The sequence below is a fragment of the Nocardioides sp. NBC_00368 genome, assembly GCF_036090055.1.
Lineage (GTDB): Bacteria > Actinomycetota > Actinomycetes > Propionibacteriales > Nocardioidaceae > Nocardioides.
Genome location: NZ_CP107970.1, coordinates 3,636,399 through 3,655,338 on the forward strand (window position 1 = coordinate 3,636,399; position 18,940 = coordinate 3,655,338).

Consider the following 18,940-nt stretch of genomic DNA (forward strand, 5'->3'; position numbering starts at 1 on the left):
TCAAGAACTCGGGTCGCCCGTCAACCCATACGACTCAATCCTGAACGCCGACGGCGAAACGCCGAGGTGAGCAGCAGCTCACACGGCGCCGCTGTAGCGCAGTTCGGCCGAGATGCTCTCCGCGGCCTGCCGGAGCACCGGGACGTAGCGCTCCTCGAGCTCTTCCCGAGAGACTCGCACGGCATTCGCCGACACGTTGATCGCCGCAGACGCGACCCCGGTGCGGTCCAGGATCGGCGCGGACGCAGAGCGAACGCCGATCTCCCGCTCGCTGTCGGAGATGGCGTATCCCTTGGATCGGACCTTCGCGAGCTCGTCACGGAGGCCTGCGGCACTCGTGATCGTGTGCTCGGTCAATGCCTCGAACGGGGCTCGGCCGAGGAACTCTTCCACCGCTGACTCCGGGGAGAAGGCGAGCAGCGCCTTCCCCAACGACGTGGCGTGCGCCGGGAGGCGCGAGCCGACGTTGAGCGTGATCAAACCGCGGCGGACCGGGATCCGCATCACGTAGACGATCTCGTCGCCGTCCAGCGTCGCCATCGAGCAGGACTCCTCGAGCTGCTCGGCCACTCCACGCAGGTGCGGCTGGGCCGTCTCCCAGAACGGAAGCGTGGACATGTAGCTGAACCCGAGCCTCATGACCTTCGGCGTCAGCCAGAACTCCCGACCATCCGTGGCCATGAACTCCTGGCTCACACACGTCAACAGCAGACGGCGTGCACTGGGCTTGCTCATCTCCGAGAGCTCTGCGGCCTTGGTGATCGTCACCCGAGGCACTTCAGGGCCGAAGATCTGCAACAGCCGAAAGGCCTTCACCACCGAGGCGATCTCATCGCCTCGCTCGCTCGTCATGGACGGATGCTCCTCAGGGTCAAGCCAGTGCTCGACCACATTACAGGGCGAGACCGTCCGGGTGTTGCGGACACCCCTGGGCCGACCGATGTCTCGGCGCCGACGTGCGCGGGAAACGCTAGCTCGGACTCGGGGTGAGCAACGTGGATGCGTACGTCTTGGGGCACGTGCTGCCCGAGCAGGCGCGGTACTTCGCGTCGAGCGCTCTCAGATGGGCCACGACGTTGGTGTACCTCGGGTCCCCGGCCAGGTTGCGCGTCTCGTACGGATCGACGGCACGGTCGTAGAGGACGGGCACGCCGCTCGCGGTGAGGGTGATGTAGGTGTAGCGCCCGTAGCGGATGCCGCGGTACTTGCTCGTCGTCCCGCCCAGGGTCGGCCAGGCGGCGACCGGGATCGGCCGGTAGAGCGTCTTGCCGGCCTTCACGCTCGACGCGAGCACCCGGGTGATGTCGACGCCGTCCTGGGTGCGCCCCGGCGTCGCCCGCCCGATCGCGGCAATGGTGGTCGCGATGTCGGGGTTGCCGACCGCGGAACCGACCTTGGTGTTCTTCGGGATCCCCGGGCCGACCATGATCAGCGGGATCCGCATCGACTGCGAGGACTCCCACAGCTTGCCCTGGCGGTTGTGGTGACCGGTGGTGTAGCCGTTGTCGCCGGAGAAGATGACGACGGTACGCCCGTACTGCCCGCTGTTCTTCAGGTGGGCGATCGTGCGGGCGACCGCCCGGTCGACGGACTGCGCCGCCTCGATGCGCTGCTGGTAGACGTAGCGCATGACCCGCTTCTGCGACGTCGTGTAGGGCTTCCCGGCCGTGACCTGGCCCGGCCCTGCGTAGAACATGTCGGGCGTCTTCGGCAGCTCGAGGCTGCTGAAGCGGCCCTTGTCCACGCCCATCGGCCGGGTGTTCTCCAGCCACAGCGAGGGCTGGTCGGGGTAGCGCTTCTTCGGGTCGCTGGCCTCGACCGGCCCGCCGGCGTGTGGCGCCACGTAGTTGACCCACAGGAACCACGGCTTCTTGCCACCGACATTGGTCCCGGCGTGCTTGATCATCTTGATGCTGCGGTTCTGCAGTGCGGCCGAGCTGTAGAGACCCGGCGACTGGATCGTCCCGTTGCTGTTGAACTTCGGGCTCAACAGGTTGTAGGTCGACGGATCGATCGTCGCCTGCCAGTCGTCCCACCCCGGCTCGCCGCTGGAGTAGCGCTCCGAGCCCTTGCCGTAGTTGTTGAGGTACTTCCCGAGGAACATCGTGCGATAGCCGGCGTTGTCCATCCACACCGGGAGCGTGTTCCGCCGCCCTGTGAAGCCCGCGTAGCCGCCGTTGGTCCCCGAGATCGACCAGTTCTTGTGGTTGTGCGCGTACTTCCCGGTCAGCAGGCTCGCCCGTGCCGGCACGCACAACGGCGTCGGCGCCACCCCGTCGGTGAACGTCGTCCCCTGCTGCACCAGCAGCCTCTGCACGTTCGGCATGAACCTGATGTCGGTCGCCGCCAGATCGTCGACGTTGATCATCAGCACGCTCGGACGCCCCGACTCCAACCGCCCCGGCAGCGCGGCCGCCTCCGCCGTCGAGGCCGGGCCGCACAACATCCCGACGGTGCTCGCCACCGCCACGGTGGCGATCGCAACCCGCCCGCGCCGAGCACCACCCGCGCGCGCCTCAGCCGCCGCACCAGGCGACAGTCTCCGGAAAGTGGCAGCAACCATGCGATGGCATGGGAGATTCAACGAGACTCCTGGCAATGAATCGGACAGCTGGAACGCTTCTCCGATCCCGAGCCGGCGAGCACGACAAAATGTAGCCTCCCCGGGCGTTTTTCGCAGGGCGTTCCGGGCTCTGCTGACCATCTGCCCGCCCGGTGGCCGCGACTGGCACCGACCGCAGGGGACCTCCGACCTCTTTGCGAGCGACTCTCGGCCCTGCCTCGAGCCGTCGCGCCCGACGACAGTGGAGATGCCCACGCGCCGCGTCGCGGGGCGACGCCTAGACGAAGGACGCCATGACCGACACAGACACCGTTGCCGCGATGGTTCAGGGCGCGCCGCTCGCCCACGACGAACTCGAGCGCATCGATGCGTGGTGGAGAGCCGCGAACTATCTGTCCGTGGGCCAGATCTATCTGATGGACAACCCGCTGCTGCGCCAACCGCTGCAGCCGGAGCACATCAAGCCGCGACTCCTGGGGCACTGGGGCACCACGCCCGGGCTGACGTTCATCTACGCGCACCTGAACCGGGTCATTCGCGCCCGCGACCTGGACATGATCTACGTGACCGGCCCCGGACACGGCGGCCCGGGGATCGTCGCTGCGGCGTACCTGGAGGGCACCTACACCGAGACCTACCCCGATATCAGCCAGGACGAGGACGGCATACGCCGGCTGTTCCGGCAGTTCTCCTTCCCGGGCGGGATTCCCAGCCACGTCGCACCGGAGACTCCCGGTTCGATCCACGAGGGTGGCGAGCTGGGCTACTCGCTGTCGCATGCGTACGGCGCGGCGTTCGACAATCCTGATCTCATCGTCGCCTGCGTGGTCGGGGACGGCGAGGCAGAGACCGGGCCGCTCGCGACCAGCTGGCACGGCACCAAGTTCCTCGACCCGCGGCGCGACGGCGCGGTGCTGCCGATCCTGCACCTCAACGGGTACAAGATCGCCAACCCGACGGTGCTGGCCCGCATCCCGGACGACGAGCTGCTTGCGCTGCTGCGCGGCTACGGCCACACGCCGTACGTCGTGTCCGGAGACGATCCGGAGCAGATGCATCAGGCGTTCGCGGCCACCCTCGAGCACTGCCTGGACGAGATCCGGGACATCCAACAGCAGGCACGTACCCGTGGGGCCGTCGAGCGACGGCCGTGGCCGATGATCGTGCTGCGCAGCCCCAAGGGCTGGACCGGACCCGAGAAGGTCGACGGCCGGCGCATCGAGGGCTACTGGCGCTCCCACCAGGTGCCGTTCACCGACGCCCGCGGCAACGAGGCGCACCGTCGCGTGCTGGAGGAGTGGTTGCGCAGCTACCGTCCCGAGGAGCTCTTCGACGCGACGGGGGCGCCGGTTCCCGTCGTACGCGAGCAGCATCCGGCCGGTACCCGCCGGATGAGTGCCAGTCCGCACACCAACGGCGGCCTGCTGCTGCGCAACCTGCGGCTTCCCGACTTCCGGGAGTACGGCGTCCCGGTGTCCGCACCGGGCACCGGAGCCGTGGAGGCCACCCGGGTGCTCGGTACGTTCCTGCGCGATGTGATGGCCCGCAACAGCGACCGGTTCCGGCTGTTCTCCCCCGACGAGAACAACAGCAACCGGCTCCAGGACGTCCTCGAGGTGACCGACCGCGCCTGGAACGCCGAGACCACCTCGTACGACGATCACCTCGCCCCGGACGGGCGGGTGATGGAGATCCTGTCCGAGCACACCTGCGAGGGCTGGCTCGAGGGCTACCTGCTGACCGGCCGACACGGGCTGTTCTCCTGCTACGAGGCGTTCATCCACATCATCGACTCGATGTTCAACCAGCACGCCAAGTGGCTCAAGACCACCAACGAGATCCCCTGGCGGCGGCCGATCGCGTCGTTGAACTACCTGCTCACGTCCCACGTGTGGCGCCAGGACCACAACGGCTTCTCCCACCAGGACCCCGGCTTCATCGACCATGTCGTGAACAAGAAGGCGAGCGTGGTCCGGGTCTACCTGCCGCCGGACGCCAACTGCCTGCTCTCGGTGGCCGATCACTGCCTGCGCAGCCGGCAGTACGTCAACGTGATCGTCGCCGGCAAGCAGCCGGCTCGGCAGTACCTCGACATGGACCAGGCCGTCGTGCACTGCACCAAGGGCATCGGCATCTGGGAGTGGGCCAGCACCGACGGCGACGAGGAGCCCGACGTGGTGATGGGATGTGCCGGCGACGTCCCCACGATGGAGACGCTCGCGGCGGTCGACCTGCTGATCGGGTTCTTCCCGGACCTGCGGGTGCGGGTGGTCAACGTGGTCGACCTGATGCGGTTGCAGGATCACCGCGAGCACCCGCACGGGCTGCCCGACGCCGACTTCGACGCGCTGTTCACCACCGACCGGCCAGTGGTCTTCGCCTATCACGGCTACCCCTGGCTGATCCACCGGCTCACCTACCGCCGCACCAACCACGACAACATCCACGTGCGCGGCTACAAGGAGGAGGGCACCACCACCACGCCGTTCGACATGACCGTGCTCAACCAGGTGGATCGCTACGACCTCGCGATCGACGTCATCGACCGGGTACCGCGGCTGCGTAACCGACGTGGGGAGACCCGCGAGTGGCTGCGCGACAAGCTGATCGAGCACGCGGCGTACATCCGGGAGCACGGTGAGGACCTCCCCGAGGTACGCGACTGGCAGTGGCAGCCACGATGAGGGTGCTGGTCCTCAACACCGGGTCGAGCAGCCTGAAGCTCAGCGTCCTCGACCCGGACGGCACCCGGGTGGCGACCCGCACCGTCGAGCGGTGGGAGGGAGAGGACCACCTGGCTCCATTGGAGGAGTTCCTCGGCTCGGTCGACGGGATCGACGCCGTCGGCCATCGCGTGGTGCACGGCGGACCGCGGTACTCCTCGGCGGTTCTCATCGACGAGGAGGTGACGGACTACCTCGACTCGATCCACGATCTCGCACCCGTGCACAATCCACGGGCGGTGGCGGGGATCCGTGCCGTGGCCAACCTGCTCGGCCACCTGCCGTCGGTCGCCGCCTTCGACACCAGCTTCCACGCCGGTCTCCCCGCCGCGGCCCGCACCTACGCTCTGCCTCGGGAGTGGAACGCCCGGTTCGGCCTGCGCCGCTACGGGTTCCACGGGCTCTCGCACGCCTACGCCGTACGCCGCGCCGCCGAGCTGGTGGGCCGACCCGCGCCCGACCTCCGCATGGTGTCCTGCCATCTCGGCGCCGGGGCCTCCCTCGCCGCGGTTCGCGGCGGCCGCTCGGTCGATACCACCATGGGCTTCACCCCGCTCGAAGGGATCGTGATGCAGACCCGGACCGGCAGCGTTGATCCGGGCGCCCTGCTGTGGCTGCTCAGCCACGGTGATGTCGACAGCGAGAGTCTCTCCGACGTGCTCGAGCACCGGTCCGGCCTGAAGGGGCTCTCGGGCACGTCCGGTGACCTGCGCGACGTGCTCGCCGCTCGTGCGGCGGGTGAGCGGGACGCCGCCCTGGCCTACGACGTGTTCGTACAGTCGCTCGTACGCGGCATCGGCGCCATGGCGGCCGGCGCGGGCGGCCTGGACGTGCTCGTGTTCACCGGCGGGATCGGGGAGCACGCACCCGTCGTACGTGCTGATGTCGCGACCCGGCTGGGCTTCCTCGGAGTGGCGATCGACGACCAGCGCAACCAGGCGACGACCGACGCCGACGTCTCGACCGCGGCTGCGCCGGCACGGACCGTGGTCGTGACCGCCGCCGAGGACGTCGAGGTGGCGCGCGAGACCCGCGCGGTGCTTCGCCGACGGCCCGCCACCGCGGAGTGAACGCGGAACGGGCATCTGATCATCCTCTGGTTCTGGATGACAGATGCCCGTTCTGACCTGGTATTTCCTTGGTGGAGCTGAGGGGATTCGAACCCCTGGCCTTCTCTTGGTGCCTGGCGCCCTTCGCCGGGTGCCGCATCTCTCGTGGTTTCTCGACCAGTTTCTGAGAAACCACCGTTTGACCTGGGCGAACATCCGTCATCGTTTTCGATGACGAGGTCGACATTACCTCATCTCCTCGCCCGATCTCGGGGTCTCTCGACAGGGTTTTCGCGGAGTATTCGCGGAGTTCAGGACCACGTCCGGGCCTCCGCCCGCCACTGCGCAGCGCCGGGGGTGCCGGCACTCAGCACCGGGTCGGCGAACCGGACCGCCGTCTCCACGACTTCCTCGAATGTCGCGGGGAGATGCTCGCCATCGGCGCCGAGCCCGCGTCGATACGCGACGTACGCTGAGGCCCGGACCTTCACGAGGTCACCGATCGCCTCAGACAGCGATCTGACGACGACCCCTCGAAAGTTCATGGTGGCCGCCACTGCCGCGCTCACCTCGGCACCGTCGAGGTCATGGGTCGTGACCAGGGTGTAGATGTCGGCCCAGTCCCGCACTCTTGTGCTCGCCGGCCCGAGGTCGATCGCGGTCGAGATCTTCTCCGCCAGCACGGTCGCGATCGGATACCCCAATATCCGCACCGGCGGTGCGCCGGGTCGCAGCGCAGGCAGCTCGACGACTGATGGCTCCGGTGTCACTGGATCTCCGAAGTTGATGTCCAGCTTGAGCTTCAGCTGCGCCGTGCCCAGCGTCGCGTCCATGGTCACGCGGACACCGGAGTAGAGCGCGTCGTCTCGGATCATCGCCGTCTTGACGGTCTCGGTCAGGTAAACCACTCCGTCGTCCGGGTCGGCCAGACCTGCGATCTCGACCACCCGGGCCGCGACGGCGCTCTCGTCGGCCGGCATGTTCCGAGCCAAAGCGTCCGCATCGGTGGTCGGGCGCCGACTCCCGAAGCTCGCCAGGAGCATCCCGCCCTTGAGGACGAAGTCACCGGCGTATGGCGATGCGCTCATCCGGGCCAGCCATCGCTCCACGACGTACATCGTCAACAGGTCCTGGGTACGCCTGCGCTCCCGCCGAGCTCGGTTCTGCAGATCCAAGTAGGCGCGCCCGGCCGCCGACTCTCGCGTCGGCCGACTCATCGTGCCCCCGCGATGTCGAGTGCCAACCGCACCGGCCCGACGACCCCGAGGGCGTTGGCGTACTCCAGCACCCGCCCCGGCTTCGCTCCTGGCGATTCCAAGTACCTGTTGAGCACCGTGTGCGCCACCGGCTCGCCGAGTCGGTGCCGCAGGCGCATCAGGTCCACCACTGTCCGAGCGGGATCGTAGATTCGCGTGAACTCGTCCGGCGCGACCTCCAATTGCGAGAGTCCGAGCTCGAAGGTCTCAGCATCGAACCGAAACACCGTCGTCGGCGGGAAGGTGATGCGGGCCAGGTTTCGCCCGGACGCGATCGCGATCTGGACCGCAGGTTCCATCTCGTCACTGAGACCGTGGGCCACCGCAGCGCTCACGCAGCACACGATCGCGTGCGGAGCCCTCATGCCGACGGCCAACAGGTCAGGGAACGAGGGCTCCGGCGCTGCCGCGTTACGAAACACACCTCGCGAGAGCTCGATGACATCGCCATCGTCCCGCCATCGATACAGGTCCCGCGGATGCGCCCCTGCTCGCAGGGCCGCTCGTGTCGTGAACGTCACTGGAAGTGACTCCAATCCCACCATGGATAAAAACCATACACTCTCGCAGGGAGAGTGAGTGGTTTTTATCCATGGTTGCATGGCTCAATGCAAGACACCCGCCAGCATTGACGTTTCGCAAAGCGACCACATCGTGCGCGTTACGAACGCGAACCGGTCACAGCCCAGGTGGCGGCTGGAAGTGGCGTGCAGCGCTTGGGCTGGTCGGATGTAGCGGTCGATGAGGATGTCGATGCGTCGGTGCCTGGCCTGGGCGGCGATCCGGTCGATGCCGACGCCGGCCATGGCGGCGGTGGTGGCGTGTCCTGCGCGCAGCGAGTGAGCCGTGATGCGGCCGGTCAGCCCGGCGGCCTCGGCGTAGCGCTTGACGACACTCGTGACGACGTTGCCGGAGATCGGTTGGAGCGGCGGAGCGCCGTTGCGGAAGCTGGTGAAGACCGGGCCCTGCCCGGGTCCTCGATGGGCGAGCCAGGCGTCGAGGGCCGTGATCGGGTCGGTGTCGCGGTGGCGGCCCGGTGCGATCCCGACGACCTGCCCGCGAGCATCGGGGTCGGTCTTCGAGCGGCGCAGGCGGAGCAACAGTCCGCCGGGCTTGGGTTCGAGGTCGGCGAGTGTGAGGTTCGCGAGCTCGGAGCGGCGCAGCGCGCCGGCGAAGCCGAGCAGGATGACCGCGGCGTCTCGCGCACCAACCGGGCTGTCACGGTCGATGGCGGCGAGGAGCTGGCCGATCTCTTCGGGGCCGACTGGATGGGCGGGTCGGCGTGGCGCGGTCCCAAGGATGCGGTGCAGGCCGCGGCGTACCTGGCGAACGGCTACGGTCGCGGTGGGATCGGTCAGGTCGCGACATCGGTGGTGGTAGCCGATCGCGGAGCAAGCCAGGTCGACAGTCGCGGCCGAGAGCCCGTCAGCGGCTGTCTCGGCGAGGTAGGCGCACACCGCGACCGGGTCGGCGCCCCGACGGCCGGCGCCGGGACCCTCCTCGCCGAGCGGAGCGATGCCGCGGTGCGTGCACCAGCGTTCCCATCGGCGCCAGGCGGAGGCGTAGACGGTGCGGGTGGTCGCAGCGTGGGTGGCGGTGATCGCGGCGGCGATCCGCTCGACGTCCTCCGCGGTGAGCGGCGTACCGCGGTGAGGATAGGAGTCGATGAGCACTGGAGACGTTGAGTTCATCGCGCGGTTCTACCCACGCGACCCGACGCACCCGGCCTCAACTCGAGCGCACTGGCCCATCGAGCGGGTGCTGGCGCGAAAAGTGCGAGTACTTGCGGGGCGAAAGCGGCGGTGCGCCGACACCGGGCGGGGATGGTTCTGCGAATTCAGGTGCCCGCCGGCAACAGCGGTCCCGCGTCCAACGCGGCCCTGCGCGCCACGAGGTTTCGCCGAGACAAGCCCGGGCGATGTCGCCGATGAGGCACGGGGCACGCGCGTCGTGCTCTACAGGTATTTCGACTCCAAGGCAGAGCTGTGTCGGACCATCCTGGATCGGGCGCGTGAGCGGCTGGCCGAACACGTGGGCACCGATGACTTCGAGGACGATGCGATTCCCGCGCTGCTCGATGCAGCCGCCGAGGGTCTCGATGCTTTCGCCTGCTGTTTCGCTCCGCCAACCGCGAACGCGAGTTCCGAGGTCTGACCGACAGTCTCAGGCAGCGATGTGGCTACCGGGATGGTCGTGGCCCATCGCGGCAATGGTGGCCGTGCCTCGATGTGATTCGGGCGAAGCAGCAGTATGAGATGCCGCCTGCAGCGGAAACCATGGCCGACTGTGCCAACAGTTGAGCGATCAGTCCAACCCGGTCTCGCTGCGACAAGAACCGCTAGAAACGTCGGCGGCGAGCGTTTCTACGTGAACAACTCGCCAGACGTCCCTGCTACGGACGGTCGCGACGACTCCATCTGAAGTACACGAGCGCCAGATAAGGCCTGTGTCTCGTCGGGCTGGAACGACCCCGGCGGCGGGGTGACACCGTTCTCGCGGCACCAGGCGCCCGGCGGACGCTGGTACTTGCGTGGGATGCCGTTGGACGGCTCGAGCTGCATCGGGATCGGCGGGAGCGGCGGCAGGCCCATGTCCTTCTCGGCGGCCAGCTCGTCGGCGTCCTTCTCCTCCGACATGCCGATCGGGCCGATCGTCTGGGCGTTGAGGAACTGCCGCACGACGGGCTCCTCGGAGCTCAGCAGCATCTCGCGGGGTCCGTACATGGCCAGGTGCTTGTGGTAGAGCAGGCCGATGTTGTCCGGCACCGTACGCGTCGAGTTGATGTCGTGGGTGACGATCAGGAAGGTCGCGTCGATCTGCGCGTTCAGGTCGATGAAGAGCTGGTTGATGAACGCCGTACGCACCGGGTCCAGACCGGAGTCGGGCTCGTCGATCAGCAGGATCTCGGGGTCGAGGACCAGAGCGCGCGCCAGACCGGCACGCTTGCGCATACCACCGGAGATCTCGCCGGGAAGCTTGTTCTCGGCGCCGATGAGACCGACCAGGTCCATCTTCTCCATGACGATGTTGCGAATCTCGGACTCGCTCTTCTTCGTGTGCTCACGAAGGGGGAACGCGACGTTGTCGAACAGGTCCATCGAACCGAACATGGCGCCGTCCTGGAACAGCACGCCGAACAGCTTGCGGACCTCGTAGAGGTCTCGCTCCGAACAGCTGGCGATGTCGACGCCCTCGATGACCACCGAGCCCGTGTCGGGCTTGATCAGACCGATCAGCGTCTTCAGGAGCACGGACTTACCCGTGCCGGACGGGCCGAGCATCACGCTGATCTCGCCCGCAGGCAGCGTCAGCGTGACATCCTTCCAGATGAGCTGCTTACCAAAGCTCTTGGTCAGCCCTTCGATCTTTACGTCTACACCCATACCAATGCCTCCACTCGCGGGTTGTCGTCCGGTCAGCGGGGCGTGAGCCCAGCCACCTTCCAGCCGTTGCCGACCCTTTGCATCTTCACCTCGACGCGCGATGCACTGACGCTGGGCTCGGCTCCAGGCGCGATCGTGGTCTGCGTGATGAAGACCAGGACCGTGACCCGCGGCCCGGCGACCTCGACGACGCCTGCCCCGGAGAGGGTCGCCTTCGTGGAGATCTGTTTCTGGGTCGCTGCCTTGGCGACAGGGCCTTCGAGCAGCTTGGTGTAGTCGGTGCGAAACCGGCCGGTGGTCTGGTTCTTGGACCGGTCGAGGTCTGCTTCGAGCGTGCGGTGGTCGTAGCTCAGCAGGACGGGCACCCGGCTCTTGGCCGTGGCGAGCGCATCGGTTCGGTCCCGAGCGCGGTCCGAGGCGTGACCGGCGAGCGCGGCGAAGGTTATCGCCGCGGCCAGTCCGACGATCACGAGCAGCACGACCGCCCAGCGCAGCAGTCTTCCCCCCAGGTCGAGCCGGAGCCGACCGGATTCGGGCGGTCGCGACTTGTCCACGTGCTCGTCCACCTCGGTCTCTTCTGAGAGGGCTGTTGGCATCTCGGTCTCATCGATGGTCACGGGATGAACTCCAGTCCGGATACGAGCCAGCGGCCCTCGACGTTCCGCATCTCGACCTTGACCCGGTAGTCACGTTGCTGTGGTGCCTTCGTGCCCGAGTTCGACACCGTGCCGGTCGCCGCGATGTACACCGTCGCCTGCTCGTCGGTCGAGCGCGCCACACCGGCCGAGACGACCTCGCCCTCGGCGTCGACCTTGTTGGCCTTCAGCGCCTTCTGCAGCGCACTTGCCTGCTGCTTCAGGTCGCTGCGGAAGGAGGCGGTCGCGCCGTCGAGAAGGGACTCGAAGGCCGCCTCCGAGTCCTCTGCGCTGACCGAGATCAGTCGGGTGACCTCGGTGGAAGCCGCCGAGACGGCCGCCGCTCGCTGATGCTCCGCGCTTACGTCCTCGCGCCAGGACCAAGCGCGCTGCCCGGCGAACACGAGCAGCCCGATGCCTAGCACCAGCAGGAGCACGAAGGTCCTTGTGGAGAGTCTGGACATCGTCACCACAGCCCGACCGGCTCGAGGAACAACTGCTTCCAGGAGTTGTCCTCAGATGCGTCCGTCGTCCCCGTCGACGACGGCTCACCTGCCGGAGCCTTTGGCGCGTTCGGATCGTCGCCCTCGGGCCAGCGCCCCTTGCCGAACTCCAGCCCGCACGAGGAGGGTAGATGGCCCCGCGCGCTGGAATTCGGACACGGCTGGTTGCGAGCGCCCCGCACCGAAGACGGGTCGCTGGGCGCGGTCTCGCAGTGCGCGAGCGGGTCGACCTTGCGTACGTTCTCTTCGGACGGGCTGCGTCGATCGTCGGTGGACAGGTATCCCGTCGTGCATGACGGTGGATTGTTGACGCCTGCGCGTAGGTCCAGCTTCACGTCGCCCTCCTTCGCCCGCGGATTGACCGTCTGTTGAAGTCGTCCGATCGTGGCGGGGTACACGACCAGGGTCTGCTGAAGCTGCGGAAGATAGGTGTTGAGCACCTCGCCGTTGACCATCAAGTTGTCCAAGAGCATCGGCAGCGTGGTCTGGAGGTCATCAACTGTCGCGGCGGTGCTGTCCAGACCCGTACGCCCGTCGCGGAGCAGCGAGCGCAGGTCGGCGTCGTTCGCCGCGAGCTCCTTGGTGAGCGCGCGGAGCGACGACATCGACGACACGGTCTGCGGCGCCATCTCCTGCTGGGTGGCGAGCACCGGCTCCAGGGCGCGGATCAGCTCGGTCGTCGAGGTGACCTCCTGCTGGGCTGTGTCCAAGAGCGTGCTGGATTCCTCGATCAGCCGGCCGACGTCCTCGCTGCTCGACCCGAGGCCGGTGTCGACCTGATCCAGTACGTTGCGTGTCTGTCGCTGCGGCACGGACTCAAGCAGGTGGTTGACGGCATCCAGGACGGGCGCGATCTGGGGCATGTCGACGGTGCGTGAAGTTGGTAGCACGTCCCCGGCGCTCAAGGCCGCCTTGGTGGTCGACGGCGAGACCAGGGAGACGTACTGCTCCCCCACCGCGGAGGTGCTGTGGAGCTCAGCGTCAACGTTGCCGGGGATCCTGGTGCCATCATCGAGACGAAGAGTGGCGACGGCTGCTCGCGGGGTCACCTCAAGGTCGGTCACCTGCCCGACCTTGACGCCCCGATAGGTGACCAGGGCGCTCTCGTAGAGCCCGCTGGCATCTTTGAACTCGGCGGTGACCTGGTAGACCCCGATGCCGAGCATCGCCGGGACTCTCGCATAGGTGAAGACCATCAGCCCGAGCGCGAGAGCCGTCAGGCAGGCGAAGACGCCCAACTGCCGCTTCACCAGTCTCGTCAGCAGCATCAGCAGCCCCCCAGGTTCGCCATCAGGCAGCCGCTGTCGTCGGACGTGCTCGGGATGGGTGTCGACGTGGGGGCGGCGCCAACGGGAGGCAGGCCGGTCGGCCCGAATCCGGTGAGCCAGGTTTCGGTGAGGCTCGAGCCGCGGAGGTCGAGCGTCGCGAAGAGGTTGGCGTAGTCGCCACGCAGCGCGTTGGTCGTGGTCATCGCGGGGAACGGGATGGTCAGAGCGAGCTTGAGCGCCTCGGGGATGGAGTCGCCGACCTTGCCGAGGCTGGTCAGGATGGGCCGCAGGGCGTCCAGGTTCGTGAGGAGAGCCGTACGGCTGGCCCGGATGACCTTGGTCGCCCGATCTCCGGTCTCGCCGGTCCGGGTGACAGCGCGGACGAGGCTCTCCCGCTCCTCCTCGAGCGCACGCAGCCCCGGAGCGATATCGTCGATCGCGTTCGCCAGGACCGTCCGGTCCTTAGCGAGGCCGGCGGAGAGCCGGTCGAGCGCCTCGAGCGCCTGCACGATCTCACTCTTGTTATCGTCGAGCACCGCGAGCAACTCGTTGGTCCGTCGCACCAGGTTGCGGGTGTCGGGGACCCGGTCGTCCAGCGCGGTCGCCAGCTCGGAGGTGATGGTCTCGATCTGCGACAACCCGCCGTTGTTGAGCAGTAGCGCCACCGCGCCGAGGACCTGCTCGGTGGCCGGGTAGGTACCGGTCTGGGTGACCGGAACCCGGGCGCCGTGCTGCAGTATCTCGGTCCGCTCCGCCGCTGCCGCGATGCTGTCGGCGCTGCTCGGTGTCGGGGCTGGCCCGGGCGCGCTGACGTCGATGTACTGGGCGCCGAGCAGGGTCTTCTGTCCGATCGCGAAGGTGGCATCGGCCGGGACGCGGGCAGATTTCATCAGCCGGAGCCGGACCTTTGCCTGCCAGTCCGAGACGCTGATGCCGGCGACGGTGCCGATGACGACGTTGTCCATCTGCACGGCGGAGTTCGGCACCAGGTTCGCGACCTCGTCGAAGGTGACGGTGACGGTGTAGCCGTCCCCGCCGACGCCGGGCTGGCCGGGAAGTGTGTGATCGTTCGGCTGGAGGCTCGTGCAGCCGGTCAGGCCGACCACGATTGCGGCCATGGTGGCCAGGATCTGTGTCTTCATCGGTCGCCTCCGAGGTCGGTGCCGAGCAGGCCGGGCAAGAGGGGTTGTACCCCGTCGAGGCCCGAGCCCAGGTCAGGGAGCGGTGTCGGCGGTCGCCCCGGGTCGGCCGGTGGGTCCATCTCTGGCTGCCCCGTGCCTGGCCCCGTCGCGCCTGGCCCGGTCGTGCCTTGCTGGGCGGTCTTGATCAGGTCGACAAGCGGCGCGAGCGCATCACGGCACTGCTGTGCCGTGCCGCCGGCACCGAGCACGGCGCCGCAGACGAGCTGGGCGGCGTCGTTGAGCCCGGTCAGTGAGGCCCGGCCGGTGATTGCCTGCTTGTCGATGACGTTGAAGAGATCGATCAAGGCCGTCGGAGCCATGTGCAGGATCGCCGCCAGCTGGTTGGATCGGTCCGCGAGGGCAGCGCTGAGCAGGTTCAGGTCGCGTACGGAGTTCTTGATCCTGCCGCGGTTGTCGTGGGTGAGCTCACCCGTCGCCACCAGTGCCGCGGAGAGCTCCTCGATCGCCTTGGTGAGCTCGCGCCGGTTGGCGGCCAACACCGCGGAGACCTCGCTGAGCTGCTCGGTGAACCCGGCCACGGCGGCATCGTTGACAGCGAGGTTCTTGGTGAAGCTGTTCAGGTTGGAGACGGTCGTGAACATGTCGGCGCGCCCGTCCGAGAGGGTCGCGGTGGCGCTGCGGAGCCCCTCAACTGCCTCGCTCAGTTGCTCGGCGTTGCCGTTGCGGAGGTTGGCGTCCAGGGTCTCGATGGCGGTCCGGAGCGGCTGCTTGCCGGAGCCATCGGGAGCGAGCGCGGTGGCGAGGTCGGTGAGCTGCTTCTTGACCTCGTCGAACGAGACCGGCACCGCGGTGCGGTCCAGCTGGATCTGGCCACCGTCGGGCATCGCCGGGCCGTCGGTGTAGGCCGGTGAGAGCTGGACGAACCGTCCGCTGACCAGGCTCGGGGAGACGATCGCGGCGTTGGCCTCGGCCGGAATCCGCTGCCCGCCCTCGACCTCGATCCTCACATGTACGCCGTCGTCTTGCGGATCGACCTCGGTGACCCGGCCGACGGCGACGCCGAGGACCTTGACGTCGTCGCCCTCGTAGAGCCCGTCGGCGTTGCTGAAGACCGCGGTCAGCACCGTCGAGCGGGTGTCCTTGACCGTGTAGTAGCCGCCCGTGGCGAGGAGCAGTAGCGCGAGCCCGATCAGGACACGGCGCAGCAGGAGACTGGAGGAGTTGGTCATTTCACGACCCCCGAGACGATCGGCACCAGCGTGCCTGGCGAGGTGAGGTTCTGGATGTACGCGTCGAACCACGGTCCGGTCGAGATGGCCTCCCCGAACCCGGTGACGTACCCGCGTAGGCCGGTGATGGCGTCCTGGAGAGCCGCCTTGTTCCGGTTGAGCAGAGTGACCACCGCATCGAGCTGGTCCAGTGCCGGGCCGAGGGTGGCCCGGTTGTCGTCGACGAGTCCACGCAGCTGCGTGGAGAGGTCCTGCACGCTGCTAAGCAGGCTCACTACGACGGCCTGGCGAGCGTTGAGCTGCTGGAGCAGCGACTGTCCGGAGACAAGTAGGGTCTCGATCTGCTCGTTGCGACTGGCGAGGACGCCCGAGACCCGTGAGGCGCGGGCGAGCAGGGCGCGAAGTTGGTCGTCGTTCTGTTCGACGGCGGCGGTGAGCTCAGTGACACCTCGCAGAGCGGGCCCGACGTCGTCGTGGGTTCCGCTCAGAGCCGCGCTGGCCTGGTCGAGCGCGCCGGCCAGCTGTGCCTTGTCGATGTCCGCCGTGGTCGTCGTCAGTTCGTTCAGCGTGGCGGTGAGGTTGTAGGGCGAGGACGTCCGGGAGGTCGGGATCGTGTCACCGGCACTCAGCCGCCCGCTGCCGGAGGGGACGAGCTCGACGGCGGCCCGGCCGAGGAGCGTGACCGTGATGATGCGTGCCTCGGTCTTGCCGCCGAGGTCGACATCACCTTCGGTGACGACCAAGTCGGCGACGACCTCGTCGCCATCGAGACGGACGTCACGAACCTTGCCCACCTGGGCGCCGGAGACCATCACGGCATCTCCACCTTTGAGGCCACCGGCCTCGGTGAAGGCGGCGTGGATGATGTCACCGTTGCCCACGAGCGGGAGCTTGTTGTAGTTGAGGCTGGCGGTGACCACCAGGGCGATCGCCATGGTGCCGATCAGGCCTCGGGCGGCGTTCTGGGAGGGCGTACGGACGCTCATCGTTTGCACCTCTGCGTGTCGGACATGATCCAGGGAGTCGTGATGGTGGCCTCGGTCTGGATCCGGACCCCACACAGGAAGAAGTTGAAGTAGTTGCCGTACGAGGCGGTGTTCTGGATCGCCGCGTAGTGGTTCGGCAGCTTCTGCAGGACCTGCTGAAGAGTGGCCTGCTCCTGGTTGATGCCGTTCGCCGTCTTGGTGAGCTGAGTAAGGTCGGCCGCCAGGTCTTCCCTGCCCGCCTCGACCAGTGACGCCGCGTCACGGGCGAACCGGTCGGTCTGCGCCGCTGCATCGAGGATCTGGGTGTCCTGCTGCTCGAGACCGTCGAGAAGCTTGCTGAACTGGTCGATGAGCGCCTGGATGGTCTCGCGCTTGTCATCGAGGGTGCCGACGACAGTGTTGAGGTTGCGGATCACCTCCCCGATCAGCTCCTGGCGGTTCCCGAGCGTCGTGGTGAGCGAGGCCGCCCGCTGCACCAGCGTGGAGATGGCGGAGCTCTGCCCTTGGAGGATCTTGATCAGGTCACCGGAGAAGGCGTTGATCTGCGCCGGGGCAAGGCCCGCGAAGAGCGGCTTGAACCCGTTGAGCAGCAGGTCGAGGTCGAGGGCCGGCCTGGTCTGGGATATTGGGATGGTGTCGCCGGCCTTGATCGGTCTGGCGTCCGGGTCGGGCCGGCTGAGTTGGACGATCCGGTCGCCGATGAGGTTCCGGTACTGCACCGTGGCCTCGGTCGAGGCGTTGAGCTTCTGGTCCCGCGGGACGTCAAAGGAGACGCGCACGGTCGCGTCGCGCTGGACTGCCAGGGCCGTGACCTTGCCGACGTCCACGCCGGCGATCCGGACCGAGTCGCCCTTTTGGAGACCCGACACGTTGGCGAAGACGGCATCGTACGTAACCCGGTCGCCGGGGCGATGCGCGGCCGTCACCACACCGACCCAGTAGGTGAACAGCGCCGCGACCACCAAGAAGATTCCGAACTTGATCAGGTCGGAACGCTCCCGGCGCCGAAGTTTACTGTTGCTGGTCACTGTTTACCTCCTGCGGCGTTGGCGCCACCGGCCAGCAGGCCGAGCAGCGTGGTGAGCGTGTTCTCCTGGACCGTGGGCTGCTTGCCCGCGTAGGGGTTGGCGCCGGTTGCGAAGGTCGGCACCGCAGCCTGTGCCTCCTCCTCGGTGACGTACGGAAGCCCGTAGCACTCGGGAGACCTGGTGTCGCCGATCTTCGGCAGGTTGCGCTCGTACGTGTATGGATCGCGACCCGGGACGATGCGGGTGATCGTGGTGATTCCCGGATGTGTGCCGCCGACGGCGGCCTCGGCGAGCTTGTTGGCCGAGGCGAGGCCGAGGATCGTGCACGGGAGCTCCGGCGAGTAGCGCTCGACTACGTCAGCGACCGGGGCGGTCAGCTTCAACGTGGTGGTCAGCCGCCTACCCGAGCTGTCCAGCAGCTGGCTCGCGCTGTTGTCGAAGGAGTACAGGCTGACCTCGAAGGCGTGCAGCGACTTCTGCTGGGTGGTCAGGGTCCTGCTGGTCACCGCAGCCTTGTCGGCCAGGGCCACCAGGTCGGGCCGCGCGGTGTCGTAGGTCTGAGCGACGCTCGCGCCCGACCTGATGTCGCTGGTGAGGGTGCTCAGATAGGGGTTGAACGAGGTGAGGTAGCCGTTGGTCTGGGTGATCAGGAGCCCGATGTCCTCGCCGCGCTGGTCGACCGCCTGCGAGACGGCGGTGAGCGCGGCCGCGACCTCGGCAGGCTTGGCCGTGTCCAGTACCTGAGTGAGGTTCTCGAACGCCTCGTCGACCTCGACCGTGACCCGGTCGGCGTCGATCGTGGACCCGGCCTGGATCCGCTCGGCGCCCGGCTCACCGGGGTTGAGCTGGATGTACTTTGCTCCGAACGCTGTCGGCGGGACGATCTCGGCGGTGGTGTCGCTGGAGATCTGATTGAGCTCGTCCTGGTCGATTTCGAGCTGGATCGAGACCCCGTCGCCGGCGTCATGGTCGACCGAACCGACCCGGCCGATCACCACACCTCGGAGTTTGACCGCTGCCCCCGGGGCCAAAGTCAGACCGGCCCGGTCGGAGGAGACGGTGAGCGGGACGGTGGAGCGGAAGACGCCCTCATAGCTGGCGACGGTGCCGACGATCAGCGCGAGGATCAGCGCGATGAAGGTGAGGCCGTACGTGACGTGACGATCAACCATGCC

General features: G+C 67.7%; 17 protein-coding genes and 1 pseudogene. 3 read left to right on the plus strand and 15 right to left on the minus strand.

The features are described 5' to 3' along the window. Window positions 1-78: 78 nt before the first annotated feature. Window positions 79-852, minus strand: coding sequence for an IclR family transcriptional regulator domain-containing protein (locus OG984_RS17300; RefSeq protein WP_328527525.1), 774 nt, complete (start codon window positions 850-852; stop codon window positions 79-81). A gap of 118 nt (window positions 853-970) precedes the next feature. Then, window positions 971-2,563 (minus strand): sulfatase-like hydrolase/transferase, encoded by a 1,593-nt coding sequence (locus OG984_RS17305; RefSeq protein WP_328527526.1) that lies wholly within the window; start codon window positions 2,561-2,563, stop codon window positions 971-973. A gap of 293 nt (window positions 2,564-2,856) precedes the next feature. Here OG984_RS17305 and OG984_RS17310 point away from each other — a divergent pair, with 293 nt between their 5' ends. Continuing rightward, window positions 2,857-5,247 (plus strand): phosphoketolase family protein, encoded by a 2,391-nt coding sequence (locus OG984_RS17310; RefSeq protein WP_328527527.1) that lies wholly within the window; start codon window positions 2,857-2,859, stop codon window positions 5,245-5,247. Beyond that, window positions 5,232-6,356, plus strand: a complete 1,125-nt coding sequence (locus OG984_RS17315; RefSeq protein WP_328527528.1) for an acetate/propionate family kinase — start codon at window positions 5,232-5,234, stop codon at window positions 6,354-6,356. The genes OG984_RS17310 and OG984_RS17315 overlap by 16 nt, the downstream gene beginning before the upstream one ends. Window positions 6,357-6,646: 290 nt before the next feature. On the opposite strand, the gene OG984_RS17320 is transcribed toward OG984_RS17315, so the two are convergent. The 4 genes and pseudogenes from OG984_RS17320 to OG984_RS17335 all read right to left on the minus strand — a co-directional run bounded on the left by OG984_RS17320 (window position 6,647) and on the right by OG984_RS17335 (window position 9,282). After that, entirely contained in the window at window positions 6,647-7,552 is a 906-nt protein-coding gene (locus tag OG984_RS17320) for a nucleotidyl transferase AbiEii/AbiGii toxin family protein (RefSeq protein ID WP_008362670.1), read from the minus strand. Next, window positions 7,549-7,926, minus strand: coding sequence for a type IV toxin-antitoxin system AbiEi family antitoxin domain-containing protein (locus OG984_RS17325; protein ID WP_246088252.1), 378 nt, complete (start codon window positions 7,924-7,926; stop codon window positions 7,549-7,551). The genes OG984_RS17320 and OG984_RS17325 overlap by 4 nt, the downstream gene beginning before the upstream one ends. An 87-nt stretch (window positions 7,927-8,013) precedes the next feature. Next, window positions 8,014-8,193, minus strand: a pseudogene (locus tag OG984_RS17330) (type IV toxin-antitoxin system AbiEi family antitoxin domain-containing protein); the annotation flags it as partial. A 3-nt stretch (window positions 8,194-8,196) separates the two neighbouring features. Further along, window positions 8,197-9,282 (minus strand): tyrosine-type recombinase/integrase, encoded by a 1,086-nt coding sequence (locus OG984_RS17335; RefSeq protein ID WP_141782163.1) that lies wholly within the window; start codon window positions 9,280-9,282, stop codon window positions 8,197-8,199. Between OG984_RS17335 and OG984_RS17340 the strand changes: the two genes are divergently transcribed. Beyond that, window positions 9,257-9,745, plus strand: coding sequence for a TetR/AcrR family transcriptional regulator (locus OG984_RS17340; RefSeq protein WP_141782164.1), 489 nt, complete (start codon window positions 9,257-9,259; stop codon window positions 9,743-9,745). The two genes, OG984_RS17335 and OG984_RS17340, sit on opposite strands and share 26 nt — an antisense overlap. Before the next feature lie 209 nt (window positions 9,746-9,954). Here the strand turns inward: OG984_RS17340 and OG984_RS17345 are convergent, their stop codons facing one another. The 9 genes from OG984_RS17345 to OG984_RS17385 are packed head-to-tail and all read right to left on the minus strand — an operon-like array spanning window position 9,955 to window position 18,937. Beyond that, window positions 9,955-10,974, minus strand: coding sequence for an ABC transporter ATP-binding protein (locus tag OG984_RS17345; protein WP_008362680.1), 1,020 nt, complete (start codon window positions 10,972-10,974; stop codon window positions 9,955-9,957). Window positions 10,975-11,006: 32 nt separating this feature from the next. Next, complete coding sequence (locus OG984_RS17350) at window positions 11,007-11,591, minus strand: hypothetical protein (RefSeq protein WP_008362682.1); 585 nt, start codon at window positions 11,589-11,591, stop codon at window positions 11,007-11,009. Next, window positions 11,588-12,073, minus strand: coding sequence for a hypothetical protein (locus OG984_RS17355; RefSeq protein ID WP_008362685.1), 486 nt, complete (start codon window positions 12,071-12,073; stop codon window positions 11,588-11,590). Before OG984_RS17355 ends, OG984_RS17350 begins: the two co-directional genes overlap by 4 nt. A gap of 2 nt (window positions 12,074-12,075) precedes the next feature. Further along, window positions 12,076-13,380: an MCE family protein gene (locus OG984_RS17360; protein ID WP_008362687.1), complete on the minus strand. Its 1,305-nt coding sequence runs from the start codon at window positions 13,378-13,380 to the stop codon at window positions 12,076-12,078. Further along, window positions 13,380-14,522 carry an MCE family protein gene (locus tag OG984_RS17365; RefSeq protein ID WP_008362689.1) on the minus strand — a complete coding sequence of 381 codons (1,143 nt, stop codon included), beginning with the start codon at window positions 14,520-14,522 and terminating at the stop codon, window positions 13,380-13,382. Before OG984_RS17365 ends, OG984_RS17360 begins: the two co-directional genes overlap by 1 nt. Next, a complete protein-coding gene (locus tag OG984_RS17370) occupies window positions 14,519-15,751 on the minus strand; it encodes an MCE family protein (protein ID WP_008362691.1) in 1,233 nt (410 codons plus the stop codon). The genes OG984_RS17365 and OG984_RS17370 overlap by 4 nt, the downstream gene beginning before the upstream one ends. After that, window positions 15,748-16,737, minus strand: a complete 990-nt coding sequence (locus OG984_RS17375) for an MCE family protein (protein WP_008362692.1) — start codon at window positions 16,735-16,737, stop codon at window positions 15,748-15,750. The genes OG984_RS17370 and OG984_RS17375 overlap by 4 nt, the downstream gene beginning before the upstream one ends. Continuing rightward, window positions 16,734-17,765: an MCE family protein gene (locus tag OG984_RS17380; protein WP_008362693.1), complete on the minus strand. Its 1,032-nt coding sequence runs from the start codon at window positions 17,763-17,765 to the stop codon at window positions 16,734-16,736. The genes OG984_RS17375 and OG984_RS17380 overlap by 4 nt, the downstream gene beginning before the upstream one ends. Continuing rightward, entirely contained in the window at window positions 17,762-18,937 is a 1,176-nt protein-coding gene (locus tag OG984_RS17385) for an MCE family protein (protein ID WP_008362694.1), read from the minus strand. Before OG984_RS17385 ends, OG984_RS17380 begins: the two co-directional genes overlap by 4 nt. Window positions 18,938-18,940: the final 3 nt, after the last annotated feature.

Coding starts and splice junctions, on each gene's coding strand:
- OG984_RS17300 (WP_328527525.1), bottom strand. CDS start 852: ATGACGAGCGAGCGAGGCGATGAGATCGCCTCGGTGGTGAAGGCCTTT.
- OG984_RS17305 (WP_328527526.1), bottom strand. CDS start 2,563: ATGGTTGCTGCCACTTTCCGGAGACTGTCGCCTGGTGCGGCGGCTGAG.
- OG984_RS17310 (WP_328527527.1), top strand. CDS start 2,857: ATGACCGACACAGACACCGTTGCCGCGATGGTTCAGGGCGCGCCGCTC.
- OG984_RS17320 (WP_008362670.1), bottom strand. CDS start 7,552: ATGAGTCGGCCGACGCGAGAGTCGGCGGCCGGGCGCGCCTACTTGGAT.
- OG984_RS17340 (WP_141782164.1), top strand. CDS start 9,257: ATGAGCACTGGAGACGTTGAGTTCATCGCGCGGTTCTACCCACGCGAC.
- OG984_RS17335 (WP_141782163.1), bottom strand. CDS start 9,282: ATGAACTCAACGTCTCCAGTGCTCATCGACTCCTATCCTCACCGCGGT.
- OG984_RS17345 (WP_008362680.1), bottom strand. CDS start 10,974: ATGGGTGTAGACGTAAAGATCGAAGGGCTGACCAAGAGCTTTGGTAAG.
- OG984_RS17355 (WP_008362685.1), bottom strand. CDS start 12,073: ATGTCCAGACTCTCCACAAGGACCTTCGTGCTCCTGCTGGTGCTAGGC.
- OG984_RS17360 (WP_008362687.1), bottom strand. CDS start 13,380: ATGCTGCTGACGAGACTGGTGAAGCGGCAGTTGGGCGTCTTCGCCTGC.
- OG984_RS17365 (WP_008362689.1), bottom strand. CDS start 14,522: ATGAAGACACAGATCCTGGCCACCATGGCCGCAATCGTGGTCGGCCTG.
- OG984_RS17370 (WP_008362691.1), bottom strand. CDS start 15,751: ATGACCAACTCCTCCAGTCTCCTGCTGCGCCGTGTCCTGATCGGGCTC.
- OG984_RS17375 (WP_008362692.1), bottom strand. CDS start 16,737: ATGAGCGTCCGTACGCCCTCCCAGAACGCCGCCCGAGGCCTGATCGGC.
- OG984_RS17385 (WP_008362694.1), bottom strand. CDS start 18,937: ATGGTTGATCGTCACGTCACGTACGGCCTCACCTTCATCGCGCTGATC.